The sequence below is a fragment of the Pseudomonas azadiae genome, assembly GCF_019145355.1.
GTDB classification, from domain to species: Bacteria; Pseudomonadota; Gammaproteobacteria; order Pseudomonadales; family Pseudomonadaceae; genus Aquipseudomonas; species Aquipseudomonas azadiae.
The window spans coordinates 1,763,884-1,790,456 of sequence record NZ_JAHSTY010000001.1; the positions used below are offsets into that span (position 1 = coordinate 1,763,884).

The 26,573-nt window shown below is 54.9% G+C and carries 31 protein-coding genes and 1 tRNA gene; 15 read left to right on the plus strand and 17 right to left on the minus strand.

Annotated features, from left to right (window positions below; genetic code table 11):
- Position 1: 1 nt before the first annotated feature.
- The 4 genes from secD to queA form a co-directional block, all read right to left on the minus strand.
- Positions 2-1,870, minus strand: coding sequence for a protein translocase subunit SecD (gene secD, locus KVG91_RS07925; RefSeq protein ID WP_169376178.1), 1,869 nt, complete (start codon positions 1,868-1,870; stop codon positions 2-4).
- A 62-nt stretch (positions 1,871-1,932) separates the two neighbouring features.
- The gene (gene yajC / locus KVG91_RS07930) at positions 1,933-2,271 is read right to left on the minus strand and encodes a preprotein translocase subunit YajC (protein WP_003175975.1); all 339 of its coding nucleotides are present in this window, start codon (positions 2,269-2,271) and stop codon (positions 1,933-1,935) included.
- 43 nt (positions 2,272-2,314) lie between these two features.
- Positions 2,315-3,430: a tRNA guanosine(34) transglycosylase Tgt gene (gene tgt / locus KVG91_RS07935; protein ID WP_162279259.1), complete on the minus strand. Its 1,116-nt coding sequence runs from the start codon at positions 3,428-3,430 to the stop codon at positions 2,315-2,317.
- A gap of 5 nt (positions 3,431-3,435) precedes the next feature.
- Positions 3,436-4,485, minus strand: a complete 1,050-nt coding sequence (gene queA / locus KVG91_RS07940) for a tRNA preQ1(34) S-adenosylmethionine ribosyltransferase-isomerase QueA (RefSeq protein WP_169376177.1) — start codon at positions 4,483-4,485, stop codon at positions 3,436-3,438.
- 108 nt (positions 4,486-4,593) lie between these two features.
- On the opposite strand from queA, the gene KVG91_RS07945 reads away from it, so the two are divergent.
- Positions 4,594-4,678, plus strand: a tRNA-Leu gene (locus KVG91_RS07945).
- Between the two features lie 183 nt (positions 4,679-4,861).
- On the opposite strand, the gene KVG91_RS07950 is transcribed toward KVG91_RS07945, so the two are convergent.
- Positions 4,862-5,170, minus strand: coding sequence for a DUF3077 domain-containing protein (locus KVG91_RS07950; protein WP_169376176.1), 309 nt, complete (start codon positions 5,168-5,170; stop codon positions 4,862-4,864).
- Between the two features lie 698 nt (positions 5,171-5,868).
- Here KVG91_RS07950 and KVG91_RS07955 point away from each other — a divergent pair.
- Positions 5,869-6,930, plus strand: a complete 1,062-nt coding sequence (locus KVG91_RS07955; RefSeq protein ID WP_169376175.1) for a DUF262 domain-containing protein — start codon at positions 5,869-5,871, stop codon at positions 6,928-6,930.
- Positions 6,931-7,851: a HEPN domain-containing protein gene (locus KVG91_RS07960; RefSeq protein WP_169376174.1), complete on the plus strand. Its 921-nt coding sequence runs from the start codon at positions 6,931-6,933 to the stop codon at positions 7,849-7,851.
- Between the two features lie 12 nt (positions 7,852-7,863).
- Here the strand turns inward: KVG91_RS07960 and KVG91_RS07965 are convergent, their stop codons facing one another.
- Positions 7,864-8,805, minus strand: coding sequence for a retron St85 family RNA-directed DNA polymerase (locus KVG91_RS07965; RefSeq protein ID WP_169376173.1), 942 nt, complete (start codon positions 8,803-8,805; stop codon positions 7,864-7,866).
- Positions 8,805-9,767 (minus strand): retron St85 family effector protein, encoded by a 963-nt coding sequence (locus KVG91_RS07970; RefSeq protein ID WP_318840887.1) that lies wholly within the window; start codon positions 9,765-9,767, stop codon positions 8,805-8,807. Before KVG91_RS07970 ends, KVG91_RS07965 begins: the two co-directional genes overlap by 1 nt.
- A gap of 660 nt (positions 9,768-10,427) precedes the next feature.
- Between KVG91_RS07970 and KVG91_RS07975 the strand changes: the two genes are divergently transcribed.
- The gene (locus KVG91_RS07975) at positions 10,428-12,785 is read left to right on the plus strand and encodes an FdhF/YdeP family oxidoreductase (protein ID WP_169376171.1); all 2,358 of its coding nucleotides are present in this window, start codon (positions 10,428-10,430) and stop codon (positions 12,783-12,785) included.
- A gap of 188 nt (positions 12,786-12,973) precedes the next feature.
- Here KVG91_RS07975 and KVG91_RS07980 read toward each other — a convergent pair whose 3' ends face one another.
- The gene (locus KVG91_RS07980; RefSeq protein WP_169376170.1) at positions 12,974-13,777 is read right to left on the minus strand and encodes an NAD(P)H-dependent oxidoreductase; all 804 of its coding nucleotides are present in this window, start codon (positions 13,775-13,777) and stop codon (positions 12,974-12,976) included.
- A complete protein-coding gene (locus tag KVG91_RS07985) occupies positions 13,774-14,700 on the minus strand; it encodes a DMT family transporter (protein WP_169376184.1) in 927 nt (308 codons plus the stop codon). The genes KVG91_RS07980 and KVG91_RS07985 overlap by 4 nt, the downstream gene beginning before the upstream one ends.
- A 36-nt stretch (positions 14,701-14,736) precedes the next feature.
- Here KVG91_RS07985 and KVG91_RS07990 point away from each other — a divergent pair, with 36 nt between their 5' ends.
- The 6 genes from KVG91_RS07990 to KVG91_RS08015 all read left to right on the plus strand — a co-directional run bounded on the left by KVG91_RS07990 (position 14,737) and on the right by KVG91_RS08015 (position 17,890).
- Positions 14,737-15,771: a LysR substrate-binding domain-containing protein gene (locus KVG91_RS07990; RefSeq protein ID WP_225926957.1), complete on the plus strand. Its 1,035-nt coding sequence runs from the start codon at positions 14,737-14,739 to the stop codon at positions 15,769-15,771.
- Between the two features lie 90 nt (positions 15,772-15,861).
- Entirely contained in the window at positions 15,862-16,185 is a 324-nt protein-coding gene (locus KVG91_RS07995) for a hypothetical protein (protein ID WP_169376169.1), read from the plus strand.
- Positions 16,186-16,283: 98 nt separating this feature from the next.
- Positions 16,284-16,658 carry a cupin domain-containing protein gene (locus KVG91_RS08000; RefSeq protein ID WP_169376168.1) on the plus strand — a complete coding sequence of 125 codons (375 nt, stop codon included), beginning with the start codon at positions 16,284-16,286 and terminating at the stop codon, positions 16,656-16,658.
- Complete coding sequence (locus KVG91_RS08005) at positions 16,649-16,858, plus strand: hypothetical protein (RefSeq protein WP_169376167.1); 210 nt, start codon at positions 16,649-16,651, stop codon at positions 16,856-16,858. The genes KVG91_RS08000 and KVG91_RS08005 overlap by 10 nt, the downstream gene beginning before the upstream one ends.
- Complete coding sequence (locus KVG91_RS08010; RefSeq protein WP_169376166.1) at positions 16,855-17,397, plus strand: CbrC family protein; 543 nt, start codon at positions 16,855-16,857, stop codon at positions 17,395-17,397. The genes KVG91_RS08005 and KVG91_RS08010 overlap by 4 nt, the downstream gene beginning before the upstream one ends.
- A gap of 22 nt (positions 17,398-17,419) precedes the next feature.
- Positions 17,420-17,890 (plus strand): hypothetical protein, encoded by a 471-nt coding sequence (locus tag KVG91_RS08015; RefSeq protein ID WP_169376165.1) that lies wholly within the window; start codon positions 17,420-17,422, stop codon positions 17,888-17,890.
- Positions 17,891-18,112: 222 nt separating this feature from the next.
- Here KVG91_RS08015 and KVG91_RS08020 read toward each other — a convergent pair whose 3' ends face one another.
- The 4 genes from KVG91_RS08020 to KVG91_RS08035 form a co-directional block, all read right to left on the minus strand.
- A complete protein-coding gene (locus KVG91_RS08020; protein WP_169376164.1) occupies positions 18,113-19,327 on the minus strand; it encodes an aldose 1-epimerase family protein in 1,215 nt (404 codons plus the stop codon).
- 123 nt (positions 19,328-19,450) lie between these two features.
- Positions 19,451-19,864 (minus strand): hypothetical protein, encoded by a 414-nt coding sequence (locus KVG91_RS08025; protein ID WP_169376163.1) that lies wholly within the window; start codon positions 19,862-19,864, stop codon positions 19,451-19,453.
- Positions 19,865-19,981: 117 nt separating this feature from the next.
- Positions 19,982-20,266, minus strand: a complete 285-nt coding sequence (locus tag KVG91_RS08030) for a hypothetical protein (RefSeq protein WP_169376162.1) — start codon at positions 20,264-20,266, stop codon at positions 19,982-19,984.
- 30 nt (positions 20,267-20,296) lie between these two features.
- Positions 20,297-21,190 carry a hypothetical protein gene (locus tag KVG91_RS08035; protein ID WP_169376161.1) on the minus strand — a complete coding sequence of 298 codons (894 nt, stop codon included), beginning with the start codon at positions 21,188-21,190 and terminating at the stop codon, positions 20,297-20,299.
- Positions 21,191-21,408: 218 nt separating this feature from the next.
- Here KVG91_RS08035 and KVG91_RS08040 point away from each other — a divergent pair, with 218 nt between their 5' ends.
- Positions 21,409-21,738 (plus strand): hypothetical protein, encoded by a 330-nt coding sequence (locus tag KVG91_RS08040; RefSeq protein WP_169376160.1) that lies wholly within the window; start codon positions 21,409-21,411, stop codon positions 21,736-21,738.
- Between the two features lie 7 nt (positions 21,739-21,745).
- On the opposite strand, the gene KVG91_RS08045 is transcribed toward KVG91_RS08040, so the two are convergent.
- Positions 21,746-22,381 carry a LysE family translocator gene (locus KVG91_RS08045; RefSeq protein ID WP_169376159.1) on the minus strand — a complete coding sequence of 212 codons (636 nt, stop codon included), beginning with the start codon at positions 22,379-22,381 and terminating at the stop codon, positions 21,746-21,748.
- Between the two features lie 157 nt (positions 22,382-22,538).
- On the opposite strand from KVG91_RS08045, the gene KVG91_RS08050 reads away from it, so the two are divergent.
- A complete protein-coding gene (locus tag KVG91_RS08050; RefSeq protein WP_169376158.1) occupies positions 22,539-22,910 on the plus strand; it encodes a PH domain-containing protein in 372 nt (123 codons plus the stop codon).
- Between the two features lie 128 nt (positions 22,911-23,038).
- Here the strand turns inward: KVG91_RS08050 and KVG91_RS08055 are convergent, their stop codons facing one another.
- Both KVG91_RS08055 and KVG91_RS08060 read right to left on the minus strand, forming a co-directional pair.
- Entirely contained in the window at positions 23,039-23,614 is a 576-nt protein-coding gene (locus KVG91_RS08055) for a PIN domain-containing protein (protein WP_169376157.1), read from the minus strand.
- Complete coding sequence (locus KVG91_RS08060) at positions 23,611-24,081, minus strand: helix-turn-helix domain-containing protein (protein WP_169376156.1); 471 nt, start codon at positions 24,079-24,081, stop codon at positions 23,611-23,613. The genes KVG91_RS08055 and KVG91_RS08060 overlap by 4 nt, the downstream gene beginning before the upstream one ends.
- A gap of 186 nt (positions 24,082-24,267) precedes the next feature.
- On the opposite strand from KVG91_RS08060, the gene KVG91_RS08065 reads away from it, so the two are divergent.
- The 3 genes from KVG91_RS08065 to KVG91_RS08075 all read left to right on the plus strand — a co-directional run bounded on the left by KVG91_RS08065 (position 24,268) and on the right by KVG91_RS08075 (position 26,299).
- A complete protein-coding gene (locus KVG91_RS08065) occupies positions 24,268-25,431 on the plus strand; it encodes an S-type pyocin domain-containing protein (RefSeq protein WP_169376155.1) in 1,164 nt (387 codons plus the stop codon).
- 15 nt (positions 25,432-25,446) lie between these two features.
- A complete protein-coding gene (locus tag KVG91_RS08070) occupies positions 25,447-25,734 on the plus strand; it encodes a colicin E3-like toxin immunity protein (protein ID WP_169376154.1) in 288 nt (95 codons plus the stop codon).
- A 145-nt stretch (positions 25,735-25,879) separates the two neighbouring features.
- Positions 25,880-26,299, plus strand: a complete 420-nt coding sequence (locus tag KVG91_RS08075) for a hypothetical protein (RefSeq protein WP_318840839.1) — start codon at positions 25,880-25,882, stop codon at positions 26,297-26,299.
- Positions 26,300-26,430: 131 nt separating this feature from the next.
- Here KVG91_RS08075 and KVG91_RS27810 read toward each other — a convergent pair whose 3' ends face one another.
- A complete protein-coding gene (locus KVG91_RS27810; protein ID WP_264083109.1) occupies positions 26,431-26,553 on the minus strand; it encodes a hypothetical protein in 123 nt (40 codons plus the stop codon).
- Between the last annotated feature and the right edge of the window lie 20 nt (positions 26,554-26,573).

Genomic DNA, 26,573 nt, shown 5'->3' on the forward strand with positions numbered 1-26,573 from the left:
CTTAAATCCACAACTTCTTGAAGTCACGTCCGCCAAAGATCAGGTTGACCATTGCGCGGGTCACCATGATGGCCGTGAACATCGAGGTAAAGATACCGAGGGACATGGTCACCGCAAAACCTTTGACGGGGCCGGTGCCCATGGCAAAGAGAATCCCGCCGACCAGCAACGTAGTCAGGTTGGAGTCGAGAATCGCGGTAAATGCCCGGCCGAAGCCTTCGTTGATTGCACGTTGTACCGTCATGCCATTGGCGATCTCTTCACGGATCCGCGAGAAGATCAGCACGTTGGCGTCCACCGCCATACCCATGGTGAGGACGATACCGGCGATACCCGGCAGGGTCAGCGTGGCGCCAAGCAGCGACATCAACGCCAGCAGCATCACCATGTTGCCCGCCAGGGCCACGGTGGCGATAACGCCGAAGAAGCGGTAGATGGCGATGATGAACAGCGACACGAACAACATGCCCCACAGCGCCGCATCGACACCCTTGGTGATGTTGTCGGCACCCAGGCTCGGGCCGATGGTGCGTTCTTCAGCGAAGTACATCGGCGCCGCCAGGCCACCGGCACGCAGCAGCAGAGCCAGTTCCGAGGATTCACCCTGCCCGTTCAGGCCAGTGATGCGGAACTGCGCACCCAGCGGCGACTGGATGGTCGCCAGGCTGATGATTTTCTTCTCTTCCTTGAAGGTCTGCACCGGCACGTCTTTCTCGACGCCGTTGACCATCTGCTTGGTGTAGGTGGTCACCGGGCGCTGCTCGATGAAGATCACCGCCATGCTGCGACCGACGTTGCTGCGCGTGGCGCGGCTCATCAGTTCGCCGCCGTGGCCATCCAGACGGATGTTCACTTCAGGGGTACCGTGCTCGCCGAAACCGGCCTTGGCATCGGTCACCTGGTCACCGGTGATGATCAAGCCACGCTCGATCAAGGCAGGAGGACGGTTGCCTTCACGGAACTCGAACTCTTCGGACGTCGCGCGGGTCGCGCCCGGCTCAGCCGCGAGGCGGAATTCCAGGTTGGCGGTTTTACCCAGGATACGCTTGGCTTCAGCGGTGTCCTGCACGCCCGGCAATTCAACCACGATGCGGTTGGCGCCCTGGCGCTGCACGATCGGCTCGGCCACGCCCAGCTCGTTGACGCGGTTACGCACCGTGGTCAAGTTCTGCTTGATGGAGTATTCACGGATTTCCGCGATCTTGGCCGGGCTCATCGCCAGACGCAGCACCGCCTGACCATTAAGGTCGGCCGGTACGATATCGAAATCGTTGAAGTTCTTGCGGATCAGCGCACGGGCCTGTTCGCGGGACGCTTCATCAGCGAAGCCCAGCTGAATGGCACCGTTGAGCTGCGGCAGGCTGCGATAACGCAGTTTCTCTTTGCGCAGCAGGCTCTTCACATCGCCTTCATAGACTTTCAGGCGTGCGTCGAGGGCTTTGTCCATGTCGACTTCCAGCAGGAAGTGCACACCACCGGACAAGTCCAGACCCAGCTTCATCGGGTGCGCGCCAATGCTGCGCAGCCAGGCGGGAGTGGTTTGTGCCAGGTTCAGCGCGACAACGTAGTCGTCACCCATGACCTTGCGTACGACATCCTTGGCCGGCAATTGGTCTTCTTGCTTGGTCAGGCGCAGCAAGCCGCCCTTCGCATCAGCCGCCAATGTTGCCGCTTTGACCTGGATGCCTGCGTCAGTGAGCGCTTTGCTCGCGCGTTCCAGATCGGCCTGATTGACCTGCAGCGAAGTGCTGGCGCCCGTGATCTGGATCGCCGGGTCATCAGGATAGAGATTGGGAGCGGAATAAATAAAACCGATCGCCAGCACCGCCAGGATCAGTACGTATTTCCACAGAGGGTATTTGTTCAGCATCACGCCGCCCGCTTATAACGCGGGGCGCCTTGCGCGCCCCGTCGATTGGTAAAGGTTGTTACTTAGATCGCTTTGAGCGTGCCTTTTGGCAGCGTGGCGGCGATGGCGCCCTTCTGGAACTTCATTTCTACGGTGTCGGAGACTTCCAGAACCACGAAGGCATCGGAAACCTTGGTGATCTTGCCGGCGATACCGCCAGTGGTCACAACTTCGTCACCTTTTTGCAGGCTGCCCAGCAGGTTCTTCTGCTCTTTGGCGCGCTTGGCCTGTGGACGCCAGATCATCAGGTAGAAGATGACTAGGAAGCCGACCAGGAAAATCCACTCGAAACCACCGCCCATCGGGCCGGCAGCAGCAGGCGCAGCGGCGTCAGCCATGGCGTTAGAGATAAAAAAGCTCATTTAGCACTCCAGTTGCAAATAGTGAATCTTAGGGTCGGGAAACTCAGTCCAAGGGCGGCACAGGGAGCCCGCGCTTGGCATAGAAGGCATCGACGAAGGCGGCCAATGTACCCTGTTGAATAGCCTCGCGCAAACCAGCCATCAGGACTTGGTAATGACGCAAATTGTGGATGGTATTCAACATGCTACCCAGCATTTCCCCACACTTGTCCAGATGGTGCAGATAAGCACGGGAGAAGTTCTGGCAGGTGTAGCAATCACAGGTCGGATCGAGCGGCGAATCATCATGGCGATGGAACGCGTTACGGATCTTCAGCACGCCTGTATCGATGAACAGATGCCCATTGCGGGCATTACGGGTTGGCATCACGCAATCGAACATGTCCACACCGCGGCGCACACCCTCTACGAGATCTTCCGGTTTGCCAACGCCCATAAGGTAACGAGGTTTGTCTGCGGGCATCAGGCCCGGCAGGTAGTCGAGCACCTTGATCATCTCGTGCTTGGGCTCGCCCACCGACAGACCGCCGATGGCCAGGCCGTCAAAGCCGATCTTGTCGAGGCCTTCCAGCGAGCGCTTGCGCAGGCTTTCATGCATGCCGCCCTGAACGATGCCGAACAGCGCCGCCGTGTTGTCGCCGTGGGCGTTCTTCGAGCGCTGGGCCCAACGCAGCGACAGCTCCATGGAAATGCGCGCGACGTCTTCGTCAGCCGGGTACGGCGTGCACTCGTCAAAAATCATCACGATGTCGGAGCCCAGGTCGCGCTGCACCTGCATCGATTCTTCCGGGCCCATGAACACTTTGGAACCGTCCACCGGCGAGGCGAAGGTCACGCCCTCCTCCTTGATCTTGCGCATGGCGCCCAGGCTGAACACCTGGAAACCACCGGAGTCGGTGAGGATCGGGCCTTGCCACTTCATGAAGTCATGCAGGTCGCCATGCTTCTTGATCACTTCCGTGCCCGGGCGCAGCCACAGGTGGAAGGTGTTGCCGAGGATGATCTCGGCGCCGGTGGCGACGATGTCACGCGGCAGCATGCCCTTGACGGTGCCGTAGGTACCGACCGGCATGAACGCCGGGGTCTCCACGGTGCCGCGCGGGAAGGTCACGCGACCACGACGGGCTTTACCGTCGGTGGCCAACAGTTCAAACGACATACGACTCATAAGTTGTCCTCAGGGCCGCGCGGCGCCGGGTTGCGGGTGATAAACATCGCATCACCGTAGCTGAAAAAGCGGTACTCGTTGGCGATGGCCGCTTGATAAGCCGCCATGGTTTCCGGGTAACCGGCAAAGGCCGACACCAGCATCAACAGCGTGGATTCCGGCAAATGAAAGTTGGTGACCAGGCAATCGACCACATGGAACGGCCGGCCCGGGAAAATAAAGATATCGGTGTCGCCACTGAACGGCTTGAGCACGCCATCACGCGCAGCGCTTTCAAGCGACCGTACGCTGGTGGTGCCCACCGCCACCACCCGCCCGCCGCGCGCCTTGCACGCGTTAACCGCGTCCACCACGTCCTGGCTGACTTCCAGCCACTCGCTGTGCATATGATGGTCTTCGATGTTTTCCACACGCACCGGCTGAAACGTCCCGGCCCCCACGTGCAGGGTCACATAAGCCGTCTCGACGCCCTTGGCGGCAATCGCATCCAGCAGCGGCTGATCAAAATGCAGCCCGGCCGTCGGCGCGGCAACAGCACCGAGGCGCTGGGAGTACACCGTCTGATAGCGCTCGCGGTCCGCGTCTTCATCGGGACGGTCTATATAAGGAGGCAACGGCATATGGCCGACGCGCTCCAACAGCGGCAACACCTCTTCGGCAAACTTGAGCTCGAACAACGCATCATGGCGCGCGACCATCTCGGCCTCGCCACCGCCATCAATAAGGATGCTCGACCCCGGTTTCGGCGACTTGCTGGAGCGCACATGGGCCAGCACACGATGGCTGTCCAGCACCCTTTCCACCAGAATTTCCAGCTTGCCGCCGGAGGCTTTCTGGCCAAACAGCCGCGCCGGAATCACCCGGGTATTGTTGAACACCATCAAATCGCCCGGGCGCAAATGCTCAAGCAAATCAGTGAATTGACGGTGTGCGAGGGCACCGCTCGGCCCGTCCAGGGTCAGCAGTCGACTGGCGCGACGCTCGGCCAACGGGTGGCGAGCAATCAGCGAATCAGGGAGCTCAAAAGTAAAGTCAGCAACGCGCATGATGGGGTTCGTCTAGCAGGGCCGGGAAGTCTAGCGGAAATAGTCAAAATTGACCATGAAACGTGATTGACCAACGGTAATCTCATCTCTATACTTCGCCGCCATTGAGCCCTGATGGCGGAATTGGTAGACGCGGCGGATTCAAAATCCGTTTTCGAAAGAAGTGGGAGTTCGATTCTCCCTCGGGGCACCATCTTAAAAAAAGACCTTGAAATTCAAGGTCTTTTTTTTCGTCTGTAGAAAAGTGGGCGACCGGCTGATTCATCGCACACCGCCCACTTTCGACCTGAAACACGATCTACTGTAGGAACACAGTCCACTGTGGGAGCTGGCTTGCCTGCGAAGACGCCAGCCCAAACACCCTCAAACCACCTGCCTACACCCCAACCGAATCCCCCTCCTCCATCACCCCATTCGGCAACATCCCATTGGCCAAATCATCCACCACCGCCTTCGCCATCTCCCCCAAATAATGCGCCGCCCAGGCAAAACGATCCGCGCCCGTATCCATCGCTGCATCCAATGCGAGCATTTTTGAACAGTGCAGAAGCTCGGAGGCATGCTCCAAGGCATCGCGGATGGGTACGCCGGAATTGACGCGGAATAGACGGTGAAGGTTGGGCTGTTTGCCGCATGTGGAAAAGGTGATGACGCCGAGGGTTTTGTTGAGGGGTGGGTTGATCATTGGGCACCTCCCAGGTGGGTGGAGGTGCAGAGTGAGAAATTGCGTGGGTACGACCTGTCAGAAACGCTCATAGTTTTAGCTCCTAATGTCGAGAAGCTGCCACATTCGTTATCAGGCGAAAGGGTGGCAGCTGTGCGCAGGCTGATAAACCGGGACAATAGGAACCCGGCAGGCCCGAAGGCCTCCCGCGCACAGCCGCCATAACACGGATGTGCGGACGCAAAAAAAGCGTCGGCATGGTGCTGGAGACGCTTGAGCGCCTATTGTTCCACGGGTTATCAGGCCCGGTCACTGAATTTGCAGTGACGGTGGGAAGGTAGCTCAGAAGCGCGCGGATCTAAAAGCTGGGATCTGTGGCGAAAAGTTTCCGATAGCCAGCCTGAGATTCTCAATTCAAGCAAATCGTGATCGCCCCCCCTCTGTACATCAACACGTACGTGATACTCCGCCAGGTCGCCGACCGGAAGCGGCCTTTACCGAGCGTTTAAATCGACGTTACGAAAAGCTTATCCGGCTGGCTCAAATTTTTAATTTTTTCAAAGTCGCCCGGCATTTTTTTCCAACATGAGTAGAGAACTATGTATCGCTATTGGTGACGACAGAAAGCAATCGAACCACCCGCTGGATTGCCAATTTCCTTGCATAGACTTTGAAATTATCATAGCGTAAGGCCATCTTTTCGTGACTGAGTAGCTGACATGACAAGTAATGAGAAAAAAATTCTGGCGCGATTTAACCAGTCTCAAAGTGCGCTAGTTTTGCAGCAGTCCGACCTCTCCCTGCAATCGATTTCGGATATGGTTGATAGCGGGGCAATTGATGTAAGCCCTCGATACCAACGTCGCGAACGCTGGGGATTGGAAAAAAATTCAGGACTGATCGAGTCCTTCCTTCTAAACATTCCAGTCCCGCCGATCTACTTGGCAGAAGACGAATACGGGGTGTACTCAGTAATTGATGGCAAACAACGGGTTACAGCGATAAATAAATTCTTGCGGGGGCAATTTGAACTGAAGGAGCTTGATAAATTTGTTGAACTCGAAGGGTGTAAATTTAAAGACCTTCCCGACTCTCTATCCAACGCTTTAAGAATCAGACCTTACCTTCGTGTCGTAACATTGCTGAGACAGTCTGATCCTGATCTGAAACACGAAGTGTTTTTGAGGTTAAACAAAGCCGGGGTAGTGCTTAATTCGCAAGAAATTAGAAACGTCGCTTTTCGCGGCGAACTAAATAACATGCTATTTGACATGTCCGAAGCTCAATACCTTAGAAACCAACTCAAAGCAACACCGCAATCAAAAATATATAGCGAAATGATTGACGTGCAATATGTACTAAGATTTTTTACTGTTCGAGAGTATTGGAAAAACTTCCATGGCAACATGGATGTCGCTATGGATAGTTATATGCAGTATTTCCATAAAGTATCAAAAAAACAGGTAAAAGCTTTACAAATAATTTTTGAGCAGGCGCTGGACTTCTGCGAGGCAATTTGGGGGGATGATGGATTTAAAAAGCCCGGCGGCAATAGTAGGGTTTTACAAGGATATTATGATGTGCAGATGGTTTGCTCTAGTCTTTTGACTGAAGCTGAGCGAGATAATGCAATGCGCAAACCCAAAGAGGTTCGCGAAGCATTAGTGTCATTACTCGAAAACGATGAAAACTTTCAGGACTCCATCAGTCAATTCACATCCAACCCAAGAAGTGTTGAGTATAGAATTAAAAACTTCGCTGAAGCTCTAAAGGCGCTATAAATGACTGCTAAAGACGAATTATTTGGCAGACTTGAACATTTGAGTGCCGCGAAAGATTTGCCTGAGCTAATAGATGTAGGTATAGCTCAGGATACACATAATGGCGTCGCAAACCTATTACGGAAAGGGTTAGGCATTGTAGCTTTTAATATTCTTGAAGACTTTATAAAAAAGCGAGCTAGCGAGGCGTTGAGTAGAATATCTGCATCTCGTATAGAGTTTTCAAAACTGCCTATTAAGCTGCAGGAGGCAGCAATATTAGACGCACTTAGCTCACTAGCCTTTCGAGCAAAAATTGAAAAGAAAGACGGTGGCGATTGGCGCAGTTTAATTCAGACCGAGTCATTAAAGATCCATTCAACAGGAAAGCCATTGTTTGAGTTGTCTGATCTATCTCTAGCCTCTTCAAGCTCCAATGTCTCAGCGGAGGAAGTTATCGGTATATTGGCAGCATTTGGCCTTGGAGGCGGATGGGCTACCTTAAAGAAGGTTTCGGATTCGATCGGTGGTGGACTCCCAGATTTAAGTCAAACGTATAGAAATGCCGCAAGCAGAAGGCACAGTTGCGCCCACGAGGCAAACTTCAATTACGACTATCTTTGGTTGGCGTCAATAAAAAGTGAAATACTCGCGATAGCGGCATCGCTAGATATAATATTGGAGGCTAGGTGTAGGCAGGTTGAGAGCTCATTAAATATGAACATCCAAGATCACGACATTAATAAAGCGCTGAACTATAGGTTTCTTCATGAGGTTTCAGGCGTATATAAAGAATCGAAGGATTTAGGAGGACGAGCAATAAAAAATTGGCATGATTCATCGGAAGCATTGAGGGTGCTTCGATCAAGGCTGCGACCTGCAAAAGAATTTTTAATTATCTTAGACGGTGGCAGACGTGTTAGTAACTGGTACGTTAGCTAACACATAATCGCCCTATGCTTTTATTGATTCAAAACGCACAATTGAACCAACCACCTCATAACTATACTTCCTAATTAAACCTTGAAAAAATGTTGGCTCTATGTGTCTAGCAAAAGAAAGCATGCCTTTGAGAGAATAAACTTCCTCCGTAGTCATCTCACCTGAAGAATATTTATACACCAAAGATCGTATTTGTCTTTTTCTTGCATGCCCTAATGAGATTTTATTATCATTGGTCAAGACCACACCAGTGACATGTCGATTATTAGCTTTTGACGAAAAAACAGTTTTATCAGAATTAACCTTTAATCTAGGATATTCAACTGCATCGCAGATTTTAAAAATAAAGACTGGAACATCGAACAGAACTCCTTGCTCATTAGTAGTAAAAGTCAAATCGTCAGCATAACGAGTATATACGACACCCAATTTAGAGCACGCATGAGACACTAAGCAGTCAAACTCATACAGTAATGTATTAGAAATAAACGGTGACGACGGGGCGCCTATACTCAACCTATGAGTAGGATCTTTTTTTCTAGCCCAAAAAAAGAGCTTCTTAACCGCATAAGCATCTTCTCTAGAAATTTGTCCCTTGTGTTTTTTTATATGCGAGATGAGATCTTGAGGACCAATCGAAGGGAAAAAATCTGAAAAATCCATTTTTAAAAGAAATTGATTATTAACATGTGCAATTGCGTTTTCTTTAATCCCCTGACCTTCTTTATATGCGACTGCACAGTTATGCACAGGCAAACCTACTAGATATGTTTCCAGCACCATTCGCTGCATGACTTTCAGAACGTCAGTAGGCTGAGCAATAACTCTCACTCCTCGCCCACTACGCTTAGGAATCGTATAAACTTTATACCGATAAGGAGCCGTATTTACAAAATGAGCAATCTCAACGGAACTAATTAGAAACTTTTTCGCCAAATCAGCCAATATTGTCATTAGGCAGCACCTCCAGCAATGACTGGCAGCGCACCAACTGGTACGGCATAGGCGCCTTTTATGACATTTATTCTTTTAAGCTCACCTTCATTGGTGGCATAAAATTGTTGCGCAGCAAGCTTTGCCCCGACCTGATCAAATCTTCCCGCAAACTCGATTTTAACAATATCACTCAAAGCGTAATAATAATCTATATGCCCTCGTTTCGAACTAGATACAAGTTTAAATTTCTCCAGTAAAAATATAAGTCTTTTAAGCTTATCCCGAGCAACGTCCAGATTAATCGTTTTCAGATAACTCTCAATCTCAGAAAGCTTCAGCGCTCTAAAAGTTTTTATAATCTCATAGACAACAAATGAAACATGCCCCTCATTTTCTCGGTTGAAAGCCTCCGTGCTACCTTGATTTGCAAGAGCATTAAGAATATCCTCTCTCATTTCCTGCAATGAAGACGAGAGACTTTTTTTGAGATTATCCTGATCCCAAGGATAAGCACATACACTACTTTCTTTAATCCCTTGAAGATATCTCAAAGGCCCCAACTTAATAAAAGAATCTTCTTCATAGTGCTCTTGACTAACAAAAACAATAATTTTATTACGGAGAGTTTTATTCTTTACAAAAACACCTAATTCGGCCAAAGCACCAGCACTTTCTAAGATAATTACAATTAACGAAGAAATGTGAGCAATATCGCTTTCAAAAGCCAATAAATCTTTATATATCGCGCCGTGAATCCAATCTTTAAAATCTTCCGCAAGTGTAATACCATCGACCAAGTCACATCTTGCGGAATGGAGGTATTCAACTAAAGCCCCACGTACAGACAAAGGTTCAGCTGCCGTTACGTCTACCTGACCACCGCATAGAAATAGTATTGGTTTAGTTAAGATTACTCTTGAGTTTTCGAGTGAAACTTGAGCCAGGGACTCTACCCTCTTGTCATCGAATCTCAATGTCACTTTCAATGATACCCCAAGTCCATGGCGGAGGATTTCGCCTGTAGGAGGTTCTCTTTACCAAAGATATAGCGGCGAAGGCTCGCGTGGGATTCGCGAGGAGTGCGAGGGACGAGCGCTTTGAGTGAAGCCCACGCGAGCCTTCGTCGCAACTAATGCCAATCAATAAATTAGAGTCTGGCTATACACCGGACTAGAGCTTGCGCTCCAAAACGCGTAAAGAGGCGCTCATCATATGCTGGTCATTCGCGTTGTCAAGCAGGGCCAGGAATCTAGTCCACACACCAAGCCAGACCCAATCATTCCTACCCATTCCAGTCATATCTTATAGGCCTCGGGACCTCATTTTTCGCTTTTCGTGCATGCCAAAGCGATTGGAGTGAATCCTTGCGATTATCGTCCCCTACTGCTGATTCAGCTTCTAACCAGCCTCCTACCCACTCTCACAATCCCAACACAGAGGTGGAAAAAGGGGACGGATCTATTCTAGGAAATGTTTCAAGTCGAGTTGAGCTTTGTCTGAACAGCTCGCCCCCTAACTGAACCTCCCACCAATCCCTCTGGTCGCTAACGCTCGTCGACCAAGCCGAATTCTCCCTCCCCGTATGCATCACAACCATACGCACCACGCCTCCACGGCCTTCAACAGGGAGAACCCACCCAATGTCTGAACCCAAAAATTCCCAGCTCCAAGGCTCCCAATCCGACGGCTCCGCCGCCGGCGGCTGGCCTGCCCTAAACGCCGTCAACAAACACCTGCTCCACCAGCACGTCCTGCTCAAGGGCAACCGCACCTTATTGTCCATGAACAAACCGGACGGTTTCGACTGCCCCAGCTGTGCCTGGCCAGACCCAAAAAAGCCGCATACCTTTGAATACTGTGAAAACGGTGCCAAGGCACTGGCGTGGGAGTCGACCAAAAAACGCGTCACGCCGGAGTTCTTCGCTCAACATACGGTCAGTGAGTTGGCCACCTGGACCGATCACGATCTGGAAGATCAGGGCCGTATCACCGAGCCGATGCGCTATGACGCGGGCAGCGACAAATACTTGCCCGTCAGTTGGGACGTGGCGTTCGCCGAGATCGGGCAGGAGCTGCGCCAGTTGAGCGACCCGTGGAAGCTGGAGTTGTACACCTCGGGGCGTACCTCGAACGAGGCGGCGTTTTTGTATCAGTTGTTTGGCCGCCTGTATGGCATGGCTAACTTTCCTGACTGTTCGAACATGTGCCACGAGACCACCAGCGTGGCGCTTCCTGAGTCCATCGGCGTGGGCAAAGGCACCACGACGTTGGAGGATTTCGAGAACGCCGACGCTATTTTCATCTTCGGTCAGAACCCCGGGACCAATAGCCCGCGCATGATGTCGGAGCTGCATGCCGCCGCGCGCCGTGGCGCGAGCATCATCTCGTTCAACCCGTTGCGCGAAAAGGCGCTGGTGCGGTTTGCATCACCCCAGGACCCGCGCGACATGCTCAGTCGCAGCGGGGTCAAGATCAGCTCCCAGTACCATCAGGTCAGGATCGGCGGCGATATGATTGCCGTGCAGGGCATCTGTAAAGCGGTGATTGAAGCGGACGATACGGCTCAGCGTGAAGGGCTGCCCCGTGTGCTGGATGTCGCCTTCATCGACGAGCACACCCATGGCCTTGAGCGGTTCGCTGATTATTGCCGACAGTTGCCGTGGGCAATCATCGAGCGTCATTCGGGCCTGACGCGTCAGGCACTGGAGGATGTGGCGGCGGTGTACATGCGGTCGGAGCGGGTGATCTGTTGCTGGGGCATGGGTATTACTCAGCACAAGCGCGGTGGCGACGCGATGCAGCAGATCATTAATCTGCTGCTGCTGCGCGGCAACATCGGCAAGCTGGGCGCGGGGGCTTGCCCGATTCGCGGCCACTCCAATGTGCAGGGTGACCGCACCATGGGCATCTACGAAAAAGCCGGCGAGCCGTTCCTGGCCAGTATGAGCAAAGTGTTTGAGTTCGAGGCGTCCCGCAAAGGTGGGCATGATGTGGCCGAAGCCTGTGAAGCGCTGCTGCGCGGCGAGGTAGAAGCGTTTATTTCCATGGGCGGCAATTTCTTCCGGGCCATCCCGGATATCGACGTGGTCTGTCCAACCGTCAAGCGCTTGAAAATGACCGTGCTGGTCAATACCAAACTCAACCGCAGTGCAACGGTCCACGGCCAGAAAGCGTTTTTGCTGCCGTGCATCGCCCGCTCGGAGCTGGACATGCAGAACGGTGTGGCGCAAACCGTGACGGTCGAAGACTCGATGTCGATGGTGCACGGTTCCACCGGCATGCTGGAGCCTGCGTCGAAACACCTGATCTCTGAAGTGGCGATCATCGCCGGTATGGCCAAGGCGACGCTTGCGCCCAACCCCAAGGTGGATTGGGACAGCTACGTGAACGACTACGCGCGCATTCGCGACAAGATCGAAGCCGTGCTGCCCGAGCAGTTTTATGACTTCAATCAGCGCATCAAGGAGCCCGGCGGTTTCCGCCTGCCCAATGGCGCCAGCGAGCGCAAGTGGAACACCGAGTCAGGCAAGGCCAACTTCCTGTTTCCTGCAGGGGTTTTTGACGAGGACGACACGCCACCGGGCGCTGAGCATCTGCAGTTGATGACGATCCGCAGCCATGACCAGTTCAATACCACGGTGTATTCCAACGATGACCGTTACCGGGGTATCTACGGCGACCGTATGGTGGTGATGCTCAACCCGCAGGACATCGAGCGCCTGGGGCTTAAGGCCGGGGACTATGTCGAGTTCCAGACCGCCCTGGACGTGACAACGCCGCGTCGTGCGTCCGGTTTCAAGGTCATCCCCTTCGACGTCCCGCAAGGCTGTTGCGCCGCGTACTACCCGGAAACCAACGGCTTGCTGCCACTGGCGAATCGGGATAGCCGCAGTAACACACCGGCGGCGAAATCCATCCCGGTGAACCTAGTGCGGATGAATCCAGAGGAGGCGCAAGTGGCTTTGCAGCGACGCGGGTTGATTGCGGCGGCCAGTTGATCGTTCCCACGCTCTGCGTGGGAATGCCGCCCTGGACGCTCCGCGTCCTGCTTTCAGCGCAAAAATCCGCTACTTGCGCAAGGGTGACGCGGAGCGTCACGGGATGCATTCCCACGCGGAGCGAGGGAACGATTACAACCGCTCAGCTATCGCATTGGATATTTTTCCGGCGCCGGCCAGCATGAGAGCTAGATTTTGGACTTAGGCTGCCCTGAGAAACGGGATGCAGCCTGTTCAAAACTTTGTCCTGCACGTGGATTCCACTGCACACCCGAGCGGGCTTCAATCCCGGGTTTGAGCTGCTGGTTGTGGTCATAGTCTTCACGGGGATGAAAAAACAGCGGCTGCACCGCTTCCAAGCTTCGCAGGTAGTCGGCATATGAATTCAAATATTGCTGACGTTCGTCATCGCTGAGCTGCGCGGGCATCCATGCAGCAAACGGCGGAAGAACGGTGAAACCGGTATAAGCCAGGATGCCGTTATGGATAGGCCAGAGTATGTGATGCAAGTCGCCATCAATGCCAGCAGGTGTATAAAGGCTGCTCGCGGTGCCCGTGGTCAGGCAAAGCATGGCCCTCTTGTCCTTGAGCAGGCCTGATCCATACTTGTGCCCCGATGAGTACGCGAACCCGCGACTTAATACCCGGTCTACCCAGCCTTTCAGAATGGCCGGCATCGAAAACCACCACACAGGAAACTGAAAAATCACCAGGTCAGCCCACATGACTTTCGATTGCTCGGCTTTGACGTCGTCGGTGTGAGCGTTGTTTGCAAACGCATGTTCTTGCTCGCGGGGAAGATCAAGATAGTCAGGATCGGCGCGATTATCGGGGAAGTCACCCATGCCCAGCTCAGCTTTCCAATTCATCGCGTAGAGATCGCTCACCTGAACCGGGTGGCCGAGTTCGCGCATTGTTTCAACAGCTGCGTCCTTTAAGGCGCCGTTGAAAGAGCGTGGTTCTGGATGCGCCAATACGATTAACGTCTTCATAACTGCATCTTCTCCTTGCGAATCTTCGGTGTTGGGTAACGTCTATCGCCCCGGTTCTGTCCGACCGCTTTGCTTAGGCTCACCACAAGCAGGCCGACAATAGTCAGGCTTGCGCCCAGCAGAAACCCGATGCTCGTCTGCTCTTTGAGCCATAGATACCCCATCGATACGCCAAACAGCGGACTCATGAAGGCCAGCACTCCCAGGCGAGCCGCGAGGTAGCGACGAAGCATCCAGAACCAGATCAAGTAGCTTGCCACTGACACGACCAATGTCTGGAAAACCAGGCTGGCCACTGCACCGGTTGAAAAGATCATTGCGCTTTGGCCCGCTAGCAGGCTTAAAGGCAGCAGAAGGAGAAAGGCCCCTGCCAGTTGGTAAAACAGGGTCTGGGTTGCGGGGGCTTCACTTAGGCGACTGATACGCACCGCTACCGTCGTAAATCCCCAGGCAGCGCCCGCGCACAAGCCCAACAGGTCACCCAGCAGGCTGTTTGTGTTGGAGGTTTGAATGGCTGTTCCATCGCGTGGCATGAGGAAGGTGATGGCAATGCCTGCGAACGCCAGCGACATACCCAACCACTGAATCGCGCTCAGACGCTCCTCCGGCAAGCGCAGGTGCAGACCAATGGCGGCAAACAAGGGCGCCGTATACAGGAAAACCGCCATATGCGAAGCACTTGTCCAGCGCAATCCTTGCGCGATGAACAAAAATTCACCCGCGAACAGAACGGCCACGACTAACCCGGAGCGGCACCAGACGCCGGGTAACCACACCTCCCGCATGATCGATTTTCCGATCAGCCAGACCAAGGCTGCAGCGACTCCGGAGCGAACGGCAACCTGCATGAGCGGTGCTATGTCACCGGCGACCGCCTTGATTGCCACCTGCTGGGCGCCCCAGATGAGACACAGCAGCACCATTACCGCCGTGGCAGCCCCATCTACTGACTTCCTCACTTGTCGGCACCTTTTATCATTAACTTGGACAACAATTTATTCCTCACTCGGCAGGCCAAACAGCCGATGGCGAAATTCGATTGTGGGAAAGTACGCAAGCCGCTACAAATCATATGTTTTCGATCTATAGAAGAGAAAAACTACGCCATGAGAGCTGATACGCCCCTCAGGGCCATCGCATGCTTTGACGCGGTCATGCGCACCGGCAGCGTCAGCCTTGCTGCAAGCCAGTTGTTCGTGACGCCGGGAGCGGTAGGGCAACAGATTCGCAAGCTGGAAGGTTGGTTGGGAACGCCACTGTTCATACGCAATGTGCGCAGGCTGCAACCCACGGCGCAGGCGCTGAGCTACTGGGAGCAGGTCAAGCCGGCGCTTCGCCAGTTGGAGACCGCCAACCTGGCCGTCCGGAGTCTTAGAGACAGGCAGGTACGGTTAAGCTTGCCGCCGGCGTTCGCTAACTCCTGGTTCGCAAAGCGGATGCCATTGTTCACGGAGCGTCATCCAGAGGTGCACCTGCACCTGAGCGCATCCACCGATAACGTGGATTTCAATGACGCTACCTGCGACCTGGCGGTGCGGCATTTCGATGGACATAGCAGTGATGTGAACGCAGAGCTGCTCTTGCCAGACGAGGTCAGGGTCTATTCCAGCGCGGCTTACCGCGAACGGCTCCAGTTGCATAGCCTTGAGCGTTTGCCCGGGGCAACCTTGATCTATACGACGTCTCATGCTCACTGGTCTCAATGGCTATCATCGGTCGGTATGTCCCCCGATAGCTTTTCCAGCAGCCTCAAGTTCGACCAGTCTGAGCTGGCAATCGACGCAGCGCGTCGCGATCAAGGTTTAGTGCTCACCAGCCCTTGGCTGGTTGAGGAAGACGTAGAAAGAGGCCTTCTCGTACCTGTCTTTGACGCTGTACTAAAGACTGGCAAGGGCTATTATCTGGTGCAGGCTAAAGATGTGGCGTTGGGTGAGGCAGCCCATCTGTTGCGCCGTTGGCTTTGCGACGTGGCGCAGCGAGTTCAAAAAAATTGATAATTGAAGTCCAGGAAAAATAAAGCCGTCCCCTTTTCGGGTTTTCGATTGCGTCCAACGGTCTTTCAACGAAGTCGACATAGGAAAATCATGGCATTCACGGCTACCTGCGTCGCGTCCCTGTTTTTTTGGACTGTTGTTTCAGCCATCACAGGAGGCAAGGAGCCTTGGGATCTGGCGAGTTATTGGACCCTCATCTATCCCGCCGCGCTTGCGTTGTCAGTGATCCTTGGTGCCGTGCTAAAAAGCGCCCAGTGGTCCGCAGGCGCCGTCGTAATGCTTGCTCAGATTCCCGTGGTTCTGGTTATTTCTGGTGCTTCCCCGTTGCTGGGTGTCGGTATCCTGTATGCGGCTGTTCTCTCAATTCCGGCGATAGCGCTGTCATGGCTTGCCGGCAAATTGCGGCAGGCTTGAATTCAGAACAGCGCGATAACGCCTATTGCATGATCGTTCAAGCCCTACACCCCGTCTTCTGGCTAACCTGACTTTCCTCACCTACCCGAGTATCCGTCATGGCTCAGCCTCCCGCCGCCCCCATAAACCTCACCCAAAAAGCCTCGTTCATCGACCAACAATGGAGCCCACGCGTCGTCGCCGAAATGAACGACTACCAATTCAAGGTGGTGCGCATCGAAGGCGAATTCATCTGGCACTCCCACCCCGAAACCGACGAGGCATTCCTGGTGCTGGAAGGCACGCTGCGTATCGACCTTCCCGACGGCCCCGTCTATGTAGCGCCAGGCGAGCTGTATGTGGTCCCACGTGGGGTAGAACACCGAACGGCCGCCGAAGGCGAAGCCAAGCTGATGATGATCGAGCCACGGGGCATTTTGAACACCGGCCATGAAGGCGGGGACCGAACCGCCTTGAATGATCAGTGGATCTGAAGATTGCCCTTGGCCCAGGGCACGATCATCAGTGCCCCGGCAATGAAACCTTCTCAACCGGTTATGATCTGCTGCAATGCTTCAAGGAAGACTGCGGGAAAACCATCGACCTTCCGGCCACGGCTGACGAGCGCGCGCTCGACCGCCAGTACGCCAAGCTGCTTGAAAGCCCAGGCACATTAAGGAGGATAGCGCCATGATACTGCCCCACTTTAGTTACCACCCGGACCCTCTCGGCAGCGGTTCGGTACAACCCTCCTCGACCGTCTGCGTGAGCTGCGATCAGGCGCGAGGCTACATCTACGTAGGCCCGGTCTATGCCATCGAAGAATACGACGCGTGCATCTGCCCATGGTGCATTGCCGACGGGAGCGCGCACCAGCGCCTGGGTGCGACGTTTGTCGATGAAGAGAGCATCGGCCTGGACGGTGAGGAAACCCTGAGCGAGGAGCAGATTGTCGAAGTCAGTCAACGCACGCCGGGCTTCAATGGCTGGCAACAGGAGCGCTGGTTCACTCACTGCGATGATGCGGGCGAGTTTATCGGTAAGGCAGGCCATGCCGAGTTGCTTGCACTGGGTAATGAAGCCATCGCGGCGGTCCAGGATTCGACGGGCTTGGAAGACGGTCCGCAGTGGCAAGCGTTTTTCAATGCGCTGGATAAGGACCACGGGCCTACCGCCTACGTATTCAAGTGTCGCCATTGCGCGACGCTGGGCGCCTACCAAGACAACCATTGACACCCAACCAACGTTGAAGCCTATGAATAAAACCGAATGGCAAGCCCTTAAGCCCAAGCTTAAAAAGTACTTCGCAATTATCTTCATGCTCGGCTTAGCGGGGCTGCTTACCTACGGCTACCTGCACAAACCAGAGCTTGCTCCCCAAATAGTCCTGAAGCAAAACTTCATACCGGGGGAATGGCTTTATATCGTCGAGGAAGCCAGGGACCGTTCGGAGCCCAAGACGTTGAAGTTTTATATGGATTACCGTGAGTCGACTGACGAAACCATGAAGGTGTACCTGGGCAAGACGCCGCCCTTTCTGGTCACGGACACTGACTTGAAAGACGTGGTCATCCAGCGCGTCGCCAACGGCCTGCACATCAAACTCAAAGGCGCCGTCAGCCGTTATCACAGCGACCTTTACCTGAGGGACGGCGACACTTACACCACGTATCGCATAAGCCTAGAACAAGTCGAAACCCGACCGCCCTTGCCGAGCGGTCGGTAAGCTTATTTCAACAGGGCGATCAGCATGATCGCCAGATGGGCATAAAAGAAGTCATGGCCCACACCGTCCGCGTGACCTGGCGCCCTCACTCAGGCTTGGCGTCAGGCACCCACAATGTGCTCAAGGTCGCGCGCGCTGGCGGAACTTGAGCAAGCCGACGGAATCAGACGCGAACACATGGCCGAGAGGCTGCAATATTGGTCGACAGTGCTCCAGCCCGTGTCACCCCTTGGTAAGATCAACCAACGGCGTCTGCCGCACCTCAGTCTCCCGCCCATCCTGAATCTCGCTCACCCGCTTCAAGGCTTTATCCACCGCCGCCTTATCCGCCAACAAGCTATAGCTGATGCGGAACTGCTTGTGTTCCTTGGGCCCAATTGTCGGCACCAGATTCAGTGGCCGCTGATAACGGCGGTTGTAGGAAAAACTTGTCCCCGGCTCCAGCCCCGTGACATAGCCCTGGCCTTGGGTATCGGTGTTTTTCCACAGGGAAAACACGGGCAGGGTCTGGGTATTGAAGCCGACCGAAACGCCCAGGCTGCCGGCCTTGTCATGCAACACGGTCAACGTATCGCCATTGGCATCGGCATACGGCACCACGTTGTACACCGTTTCGTCGTAGTCCTTGGTCGGTGCGCGGTAGGTTTGCCAGTCGGACAGATCGTCCTTGGCTTTGTCGTTGAACGGCGACACCTGTTTCACTGGCGCGGCGAAACGAGCGCCCTGCTCCAGGAACGGGGTGCTGAAGTTGCTGTGATACAGCGCCTGGTATTCCTTCGGATAGTCGCCGTTGTTGGTCAGGGTGTCGTTGAGGGCGAACACGACGCTGCCGGGTTCGGTGACCAGTTCGGTCGCGACCGAGAAGTCGACCTTCTTGAACGCCTGCTCTTTCAGTTCGCCGCGCAGGGTGATGGCGTACGGTGGTTTTTCATCGATATGCAGCGTGACTTTGTTCGCAGGAATGTTGGCGGCCCGACCGTGCAGGGTCAGCAGTTCGCCGTTGTCGACGCCGGGGTGGCCGACCCATTCGTATCCGCAGCGGGTGACCAGCTCATTGAAACCTTCCAACCAGCCCAGGCCACCGCGGCCATTGAGTTCGATGAAAGATGGATTGACCACTTCCTTGACCGGCGAATCCCAGCCCATGCGCACATTGCCAACCGAGGCCTGCAAGACGTTCATTCCGCGAGTCGGCACTACCGAGAGCTTCATCGTGCCGTTATCGATGTCGACGATGCTGACGCCCTCCTGCCGACCGCCGTGCAAGGTGCGCAAGGTAACGCTGAAGGGTTTGTCGGTTTTTATTCCGAGTTGCGTACTGGTGATCTGCCAGCCCTGGGCGGCTTTGTCAGTGTCGAGAAGAACGTAATCCCAGGCCATGGCGTGGGACGCAGCGGACAGTGCGCTGAGGGCAACAAAGAGTTTGAGCGGGGTCATGGCGGCAGCCTATCTTGGAGTTGTGCCATTTTTATAAACGTGATGAAACGTTTCAGCAAGCTAAAAAATCGACACGTCACTGATACCCGATTTCTGCCTTCTGTGGCCGACTAAAATCGCTGGTTAGGAGCCATTTGGTGTGGAATGTAAGAATTTACCGCCTTTAGCTTCAACTGCCGAGCGAACTGCCGCGGCGTCTGATTTCGAACCAATAAATGCAAGTTGCAACTTAGGGAGCATGCTTGAGGTGTTACTTAAAGCGGCAATAGCTGAGTTGGCTGCAAAAGAACTATCGGTTCCTGAGATGGCGACACGAACATCAGCTTTGCCTGCAGGGGCAATTATTCGGTGGATGCTTGAAACAATTGGAGAGTCTAAACCTGCACTTCCGATAAGAGCGGATGCCATAGCTCCGGAAATGCTGTTATCTGCTGCGGAAACCCAAACCAAATTGAATTTTTGTTGCTCAAATAAAATTGCCGCAGATCTTGATGCCGGTAGCTGCGAAGGTACGAATCGCCAAGACCAGAAGAACAACGTGCAAGTTGCCTTGCTCTATTCTTGGCATCCTGAATCAAGGAGCCTCGGAGCGCAGACAGGTGAGCGCTGCGACGCTGATGTGACGCGACCGCCCTTACCGAGCGGTCGGCCAGCTTATTTCAACAGGGCGATCAGCGCGCACACCAGCATGATCGCCAGCGCCGGCCACTGCATGGGCATGAAAAAGAAGTGATGGCGCACGCCGTCGGCGTGAACTTGGCGATTCAATACAAAGCCCAGCACAACGTTGATCGCCGATCCGATCCCGAACCCGATCAACAGCTGCGTGAGCGACGTATCGCCGGGCTTGACGCTCGGATCGGGCCAAAGCCACATCACCAGCAGCAACATGGCTATAGGTGTAAACAAGGTGAACCAGCCTGCACCGCGATAGATCATCGTTCAGTCCTCAGTGTTAAAGCTGCCGGCTCACGCCAGCTCGCGGGTGTGTTCCTGGGCGGCAAACACAGCGTCCAGGGTATTGAGGAACAGGTCATGGCTCAGAATGCCGGTGGCGATGGTCGACAATACGGCTTTGTCGCTCTCGTCCTTGATCACCACTTTTTCGGTCCAGGCATTGAGGTCGACGGTGCGCAGTGAGGACATCGGCACTTTGCGGCCTTGGTATTCGAGGAAGGCGCGGCTGACGAGAATCGGCGAAGTGGTGATTTTCAGGAAGTTGCCGCTCATGCGCTTGCCCCAGACCTGCCCCGAGCTGATGCAGTTGAACGTCACCGCCCCACCCATCTCCAGCGTCGCGATCACTGCCGGCATGCGTGCGCGTATGTGCAGCTCGCGCACCAATTGCTGGAATTCGAAAAAGCCCTTGAGGCTTTCAATCACTCGGTGAAACGGCTCCGACGCGTTACGACGATAGGCCACGTTGGTGATCATGCCAGTCATCACGGTTTGCCCGGAGCCGAACAGGTACAGGTCTTCGATGTCGGCAAAGGCGGTGTAGTCGCGCTGGTCGTGGATGAAGCGCTCAATGCCGTGCTCATACACGTTGTAACGCGGCGCGCGCAGTTTTTTGTGCCAGGCATAGCCGGCAAACACGCCCAACGCAAGAACGGTGAGCAAGGCGCTGGTGAAGTAAATCACGGTTTGAGGGCTGCTGAAGCTGAACGACATGCCGCGCGCAGTCTGGGTGACGGGGCCGTTACTGCCCGCCGGCAGAATGGTGCCCAGGTACAGCACAAACACCGCGAGCCCCAGCAACGCAACGCCGAATATCAAACTGAAGATCAGGAAACCCTTGCCGTGGCGAAAACTGGCGATCAGTTCGCCGGTGGCGGATGGCGCTTGAGTGGGGGATGACTGCATGGGTATTCGCGTCCTTGTAATGGGTTAGGCCTTGCACCCTATCCTTCTGGTGGCTGGGTGCGCTGGCACGGCGAGTTGGAGCATGGCTAATTAATATCGTTCCTTGTGCGGACGACTTTAGCCTGCACAAGCCAAACGCATCACAACTTTAAGGCCTTTTTTTTCATGCGCAGAACAGTGATCATCGCCCTCCCCCTAAAGCCCCGGGAACAGAGACCATGGAATTGACGCTGGAAGCGGTTGCGCTCTTTGCACTGAAGCTGGTGCACGAGACGGACGGCGGCAGCCCGGTGTTGCGGGATGATCTGGTGATGCAAGCGTATGACCGCGAGGTGTTTGGGTTGTTGGTGCGGCAGGGGGATTTGTGCGCGATTCAGTTGAAGCTGGATGAGTGCCTGGCGTCAGCGCTCGAATCACTGGGCGGCGCAACGACCGTGATGGGGCGCGAGCTGCAACGGCTTGCGCTGCAAGTGCGCCAGGCGCCGACACTGGAAGCCCTCAATGCCCCGCTCGACGCACTCAAGGATTACCTGAAAGCCATCCTGTAACCCGCGACTAGCGCCGGCCTTCCACTGCCATCCGCACCGCCAGCCCCATCAGCACCGAGCCCATCAGCCAGCGCTGCACCATCTGCCATCCCGGACGCGTAACGAAAAACACCGCAATGGACCCCGCCAGGGTCGCAATCACCGCATTCACGCTGACGCTGATGAATATCTGCGTGAAGCCCAGCACCAGGGATTGCATCAGCACACTGCCATGGCCGTGCGGGTCGATGAACTGGGGCAGCAACGATAAGTACATCACCGCCACCTTGGGGTTCAGCAGGTTGGTCACCAGCCCCATGGTGAACAGTTTGCGCGGGCTGTCCTGGGGCAGGCGCTGCACCTGGAACGGCGAACGGCCACCCGGCTTGACCGCCTGCCAGGCCAGATAGGCCAGGTACAACGCCCCGCCAAACCGCAGCGCGTCGTACGCAAAGGGCACCGCCATCACCAACGCGGTAATACCCAAGGCCGCGCACAGCATATAAACCAGAAAACCCAACGCCACGCCGCCTAGGGAAATAAACCCGGCCGCGCGCCCCTGGCAGATCGACCGCGAAATGAGGTAAACCATGTTCGGGCCGGGCGTCAGCACCATGCCGAGGGATATCAGCGCATAGGCAAGCCAGCTGGACAGTTCAGGCATGGTCGGGCTCCCTGGAGGTTGTTCTGTCGACGCGAAACATCTGGTCAACGTTGAAGGGTTGGACGCCATGGTAGGGCGTTCAAAATGCGCGCGTTAGATACAGATCCGTGATCAAAACGTCATACACCGACCGCAGCACTCACCCAAGGGCAGGCACATGATCGATTTCAACAACAAAGGCTTCTTCAAGCTCAAACAAAACAACGAGTACGCCGAACGCGTGGCGTCATTGCTGCTGGACGGCGAGGAAGTGGTCGGCGCGTACAAGGCCATGCGCGACGGCGTGGTGTTCACCACCAAGCGCATCATCGCAGTGAACGTGCAGGGGATTACCGGCAGCAAGAAGGACTTCACGTCGCTGCCGTACAAGAACATCGTGGCGTATTCGGTGGAAACGTCGGGGACGTTTGATTTAGACTCGGAGCTGGAGATTTACTTTTCTTCGTTGGGGAAGGTGAAGTTTGAGTTCACCGGCAAGACCTCGATTGTGGAAATATCCCGGTTGATTTCCAAGCACCTGCTGACTTGATCAGCGGGTGAAAAAAAGACCTCAGCGTCCCGAGGTCTTTTTACTGCCTACACGGTTTAAACGGATGTACCTCGATCAAAAGGTGAGAGCTGGCTTGCTCACAATTAAGCAAGAATTGCATTCTAAAACTACAACATTACTTCATAGGGCCCAAGCAGCTTACTGGTCTGCACTAGCCCCTGCCGCATCAACATCTCGAGATACCCTTCACCATTCATCGACGGCCTCGCTAGTGCGCGCCTTTGCTTCTGCACTGCAGCCAACACGGCCGCCTGATCCAAATCCCAAAGGTCCGAGATAAAATCGTCGGGATGCATCGGTTCTATGTCATAAGCCGCGAGCACATGCACTGGAAAGTCTTTCAAATTGAAAGTCACGATGACTTCCGCCTTACTCCGGATCGCCGCCGCCAGTACGTGACGATCATCCGGGTCAGGCAAATCCAAGCTTGAACACAAGTCTCCGTAACCCGTCACCAACGCATCCGGTATAGCCTTGTCCATCAACGCCGAAATTTTATCTACTTGGTCGGTAGTGACATCAGGTCGGTTTTTGAGGACGTTACGCTTCCACTCCCCATGAATCTGTCGGGTCCACCGCGCCCGGTACAGCCCGGATAAACCAAGCCACATCAACAAATCCCTGAGAGCCGCGGGGTAGAGAACACAGGCGTCGTAAACCGCAGTGAACGGCGAACACCTCATTCGTCGTACCCCAATCCCAACTCCCGGGTCTGCCGCACCAACTCCTCCATCGCCTCTTGGCTTTCTGCATCGCGCTGCTGCTTGAACGCCATCAAATCCGAAAACCGAATACGTCGATGACGCCCCGTCTTCGTAAAAGGAATGGCGCCTTCTTCCAGCATTTTGACCAAATGCGGGCGTGAAACGTTAAGCAGGTCGGCAGCTTCCTGGGAAGTTAATTCAGCATGGACGGGGACAACTTTGACGGCATTGCCCAGCGCCAGCTCACCCAAAATATCGACCAGCAGGCGCAGCGCGGATGTGGGGAGCACGAGAGTGTGGGGCTTGTCTTCTTTGTCGAAAATGTCGATGCGTTGGGTTTCGAATTTGGTCGATAGCAACGAGGCCAGTTCGCGTTGGCCTTGCACGGCGGCTTCGACTTCCTTTTCCAGCGGAGGAATTGTTTTAGGGAGGTGATGGGTGATCATGGTGCTGCCTCGTCGTCACGTAGTTCAATTGAGCTCAACCTAAACGAAACAAACGAAAATCGCAATATTCGAAACCAACTGGTGATCCTGTTTACTTTTCCCACACTCACAGTCGAACAATGCCAATTCCAGCCCCCTGATCGCCCCCCGTAGGCTCACTTCCTCGCACAAGGAAGTGAGCCAGTCATGTCAGAACGCTTTTACCCCCTTACCGAAGAAGAACAACGCAGGCAACGAATCCTGACGCCGCAACCGTCGTGCGTGCCCTATTCGCCAGCGATTGATTTATCCGAGCCCTCCCCTGCCCCGGCACCCACGCCAGCCAAACCTCCCGGTTGCGTCTTCATCAAGCCCTGCCAACTGCCGGACGGTTTCACCCGGTACGCAGACCCCACCGGTTATGTCCCGATGGAGCTGGTCAAGGAGTACGCCCATTTCAGCCTGTTGGGTGGGCGCGAGGTGGACGGACGAGGCGCGGTGGCGTTGCGCAAGATCGGCGGCAGCGCATTGCCCGCGGGCTTGGGGCAGTTGGCGTTGCGTTCAGCAGTGTGGGAGTCGGCGGCGACTGCCGTCGGGTCTGTCGCCGGTGGCCTGTTGACCGGTTTGGTGGCGCTGGCCTGGCCGTCCGAGTTGGGTGACAGCGCGCTCTACAGTGAGGAGCAGTTGCGCTCGATGGCGCGGGCGCGGTCACAGATGCGTTTGCATATCGAACAACGCGAGGACGGTACGCTCAAGGGCTATGGGTTTTATACCGGCAATCATCCGACCTGGCAGATGATTGATGTGGTGCAGTTCCAACGCCGTGGCGAGCAGTTTGTGGCGGATTTGGGTGAGGGTGTCGAGCTGATCTGGACGCCTGCCGTTGATCCGCAGGACACGCTGGGTATTCCGGCATTGGAGGCTGCACCGCAAGCGCCGGTCATCTGGATTTACCCGCCGACGGAGAAAGCCGCGCAGATTCTGGTGAACCCGGTGTATCCGCCGGAGTATCGGGATTTTATTCTGGTGTTCCCGGTGGAGGCGGGGGTTCGGTCATTGTATCTGGTGGTTAACAAGCCAAGGAAAGGGCTAAGAAACCCAGACCATGATTACTTCCCTGCCCCCGAAACCGAAGACATAACAGGCTTCCCTGGTCTTATTGCCCAAAAGCCTGTGACACGAAGAAAAAACGGAGCGGGCTTACGTGAACGATGGATAGACGCAAAAGGACGAAAAATTTTTGAATGGGATGCCAAGAAAGGCGAACTGGAAGTCTATCGAAACAGTGATTTGGAACACCTCGGCGCATTTGACCCTTACACCGCCGAACGTCGAGGACCGGCGGATCCAAAACGCCGAATTTACAGATAAAGAGGAACGCGGAAAATGGTAATGAAAATCAGATTGCGGTGGTACGAAAAACACAGCAATGACTTGAAGGCAGATGAGTATTCAGTGGATATCGAGGACTCGGACAGTGTTTTTGAAGCGTTGGGTTTAGGCGGGGAAACCGCGATATATGCCGATGTATTCGACATGCTGCCTGACTGGACAATGATTATTCAGCCGTATTTCCAGCACATGATTGAACCCGACCGCCTCGACTACCAGATTTCCTTCCGTTACCAAGGCGCGTGGCCACCTCCTCCAAAGCAACCTAAGACGAGGACCTGATGCAATGAGACCTACACAGCAAAAGCCTCTCCTCTATCGCTCCGTCAACACCCGAACCCACGGCGTTCACCACGGGAGTTGCAGCGCTTACCGGTACGAACGACACAGCAAAAAGAAAAAGCGCGCCCTATCTACCCGAGGCTCAATGCACAGTCATCAACGGCACGGTTTTGATTACACACCGCTATTCCGATTCCTCCTCTCCAAAGTCGGCCACCCATGGAGCAAGGTCTTCAGCGAAGCCACCGCCCGCCTGGATCGTCCGGACCCGGTGTTCTGGATGGTTGCGCTGCATGAAAGCGACAAGCAGGAATACGTGAGGACGGATGAGAATACCTACTACAGCGGCTTGTGGGTGGACGAGGCTGGCCTGCTGCAGAAGGTCAACCCGCAGCTGACGCCCGAGCACATGAAATCGTTCTGCGACTGCTGCACCCATACCTTCAACGGCTTAGTATTCGCACAGGCTCTACCGCGCGAACGGTGGGCAATGCCCACCGTCCAATCAACTGCGCTCGACCCTCCTTCTTCCCTTCAACCAACACCCGATTCGCCGGATCCGTAATATCAAACACCTGCTGCGAACACGCCGAATTAGTGCCTTTGAACTGAAACTCCACCAGATACACCTTCGCCTTCTCCGGGCTGAGCGTACTCATTACCGGCCCGCAGCTGTAGTAGGCGCCATTGCCCTGGCTACGCGCCGAGCTGGATGCGGTGAGTTTCTTCCTTGAACAGGCTTGGCGATGAGTCGCGTTGGTCGGACTGGCAGGCGCACAGGATGAGGGTGATGAGAGAGAGCAGCGCAATTCGCTTCACAGGGAATGTCCTTATCGGTG

What these genes read in the sequence shown, in the direction of transcription:
- KVG91_RS08045 (WP_169376159.1), bottom strand. Translation starts at nt 22,381, where the DNA reads ATGCCTGAACTGTCCAGCTGGCTTGCCTATGCGCTGATATCCCTCGGC.
- KVG91_RS07980 (WP_169376170.1), bottom strand. Translation starts at nt 13,777, where the DNA reads ATGAAGACGTTAATCGTATTGGCGCATCCAGAACCACGCTCTTTCAAC.
- KVG91_RS08030 (WP_169376162.1), bottom strand. Translation starts at nt 20,266, where the DNA reads ATGATCTATCGCGGTGCAGGCTGGTTCACCTTGTTTACACCTATAGCC.
- KVG91_RS08015 (WP_169376165.1), top strand. Translation starts at nt 17,420, where the DNA reads ATGAATAAAACCGAATGGCAAGCCCTTAAGCCCAAGCTTAAAAAGTAC.
- KVG91_RS07985 (WP_169376184.1), bottom strand. Translation starts at nt 14,700, where the DNA reads ATGGTGCTGCTGTGTCTCATCTGGGGCGCCCAGCAGGTGGCAATCAAG.
- KVG91_RS08000 (WP_169376168.1), top strand. Translation starts at nt 16,284, where the DNA reads ATGGCTCAGCCTCCCGCCGCCCCCATAAACCTCACCCAAAAAGCCTCG.
- KVG91_RS08040 (WP_169376160.1), top strand. Translation starts at nt 21,409, where the DNA reads ATGGAATTGACGCTGGAAGCGGTTGCGCTCTTTGCACTGAAGCTGGTG.
- KVG91_RS08010 (WP_169376166.1), top strand. Translation starts at nt 16,855, where the DNA reads ATGATACTGCCCCACTTTAGTTACCACCCGGACCCTCTCGGCAGCGGT.
- KVG91_RS07950 (WP_169376176.1), bottom strand. Translation starts at nt 5,170, where the DNA reads ATGATCAACCCACCCCTCAACAAAACCCTCGGCGTCATCACCTTTTCC.
- KVG91_RS08050 (WP_169376158.1), top strand. Translation starts at nt 22,539, where the DNA reads ATGATCGATTTCAACAACAAAGGCTTCTTCAAGCTCAAACAAAACAAC.
- KVG91_RS08060 (WP_169376156.1), bottom strand. Translation starts at nt 24,081, where the DNA reads ATGATCACCCATCACCTCCCTAAAACAATTCCTCCGCTGGAAAAGGAA.
- KVG91_RS08035 (WP_169376161.1), bottom strand. Translation starts at nt 21,190, where the DNA reads ATGCAGTCATCCCCCACTCAAGCGCCATCCGCCACCGGCGAACTGATC.
- KVG91_RS08070 (WP_169376154.1), top strand. Translation starts at nt 25,447, where the DNA reads ATGGTAATGAAAATCAGATTGCGGTGGTACGAAAAACACAGCAATGAC.
- KVG91_RS08075 (WP_318840839.1), top strand. Translation starts at nt 25,880, where the DNA reads ATGCACAGTCATCAACGGCACGGTTTTGATTACACACCGCTATTCCGA.
- KVG91_RS07975 (WP_169376171.1), top strand. Translation starts at nt 10,428, where the DNA reads ATGTCTGAACCCAAAAATTCCCAGCTCCAAGGCTCCCAATCCGACGGC.
- yajC (WP_003175975.1), bottom strand. Translation starts at nt 2,271, where the DNA reads ATGAGCTTTTTTATCTCTAACGCCATGGCTGACGCCGCTGCGCCTGCT.
- KVG91_RS08020 (WP_169376164.1), bottom strand. Translation starts at nt 19,327, where the DNA reads ATGACCCCGCTCAAACTCTTTGTTGCCCTCAGCGCACTGTCCGCTGCG.
- KVG91_RS07955 (WP_169376175.1), top strand. Translation starts at nt 5,869, where the DNA reads ATGACAAGTAATGAGAAAAAAATTCTGGCGCGATTTAACCAGTCTCAA.
- KVG91_RS07995 (WP_169376169.1), top strand. Translation starts at nt 15,862, where the DNA reads ATGGCATTCACGGCTACCTGCGTCGCGTCCCTGTTTTTTTGGACTGTT.
- KVG91_RS08055 (WP_169376157.1), bottom strand. Translation starts at nt 23,614, where the DNA reads ATGAGGTGTTCGCCGTTCACTGCGGTTTACGACGCCTGTGTTCTCTAC.
- queA (WP_169376177.1), bottom strand. Translation starts at nt 4,485, where the DNA reads ATGCGCGTTGCTGACTTTACTTTTGAGCTCCCTGATTCGCTGATTGCT.
- tgt (WP_162279259.1), bottom strand. Translation starts at nt 3,430, where the DNA reads ATGTCGTTTGAACTGTTGGCCACCGACGGTAAAGCCCGTCGTGGTCGC.
- KVG91_RS08065 (WP_169376155.1), top strand. Translation starts at nt 24,268, where the DNA reads ATGTCAGAACGCTTTTACCCCCTTACCGAAGAAGAACAACGCAGGCAA.
- KVG91_RS07960 (WP_169376174.1), top strand. Translation starts at nt 6,931, where the DNA reads ATGACTGCTAAAGACGAATTATTTGGCAGACTTGAACATTTGAGTGCC.
- secD (WP_169376178.1), bottom strand. Translation starts at nt 1,870, where the DNA reads ATGCTGAACAAATACCCTCTGTGGAAATACGTACTGATCCTGGCGGTG.
- KVG91_RS07965 (WP_169376173.1), bottom strand. Translation starts at nt 8,805, where the DNA reads ATGACAATATTGGCTGATTTGGCGAAAAAGTTTCTAATTAGTTCCGTT.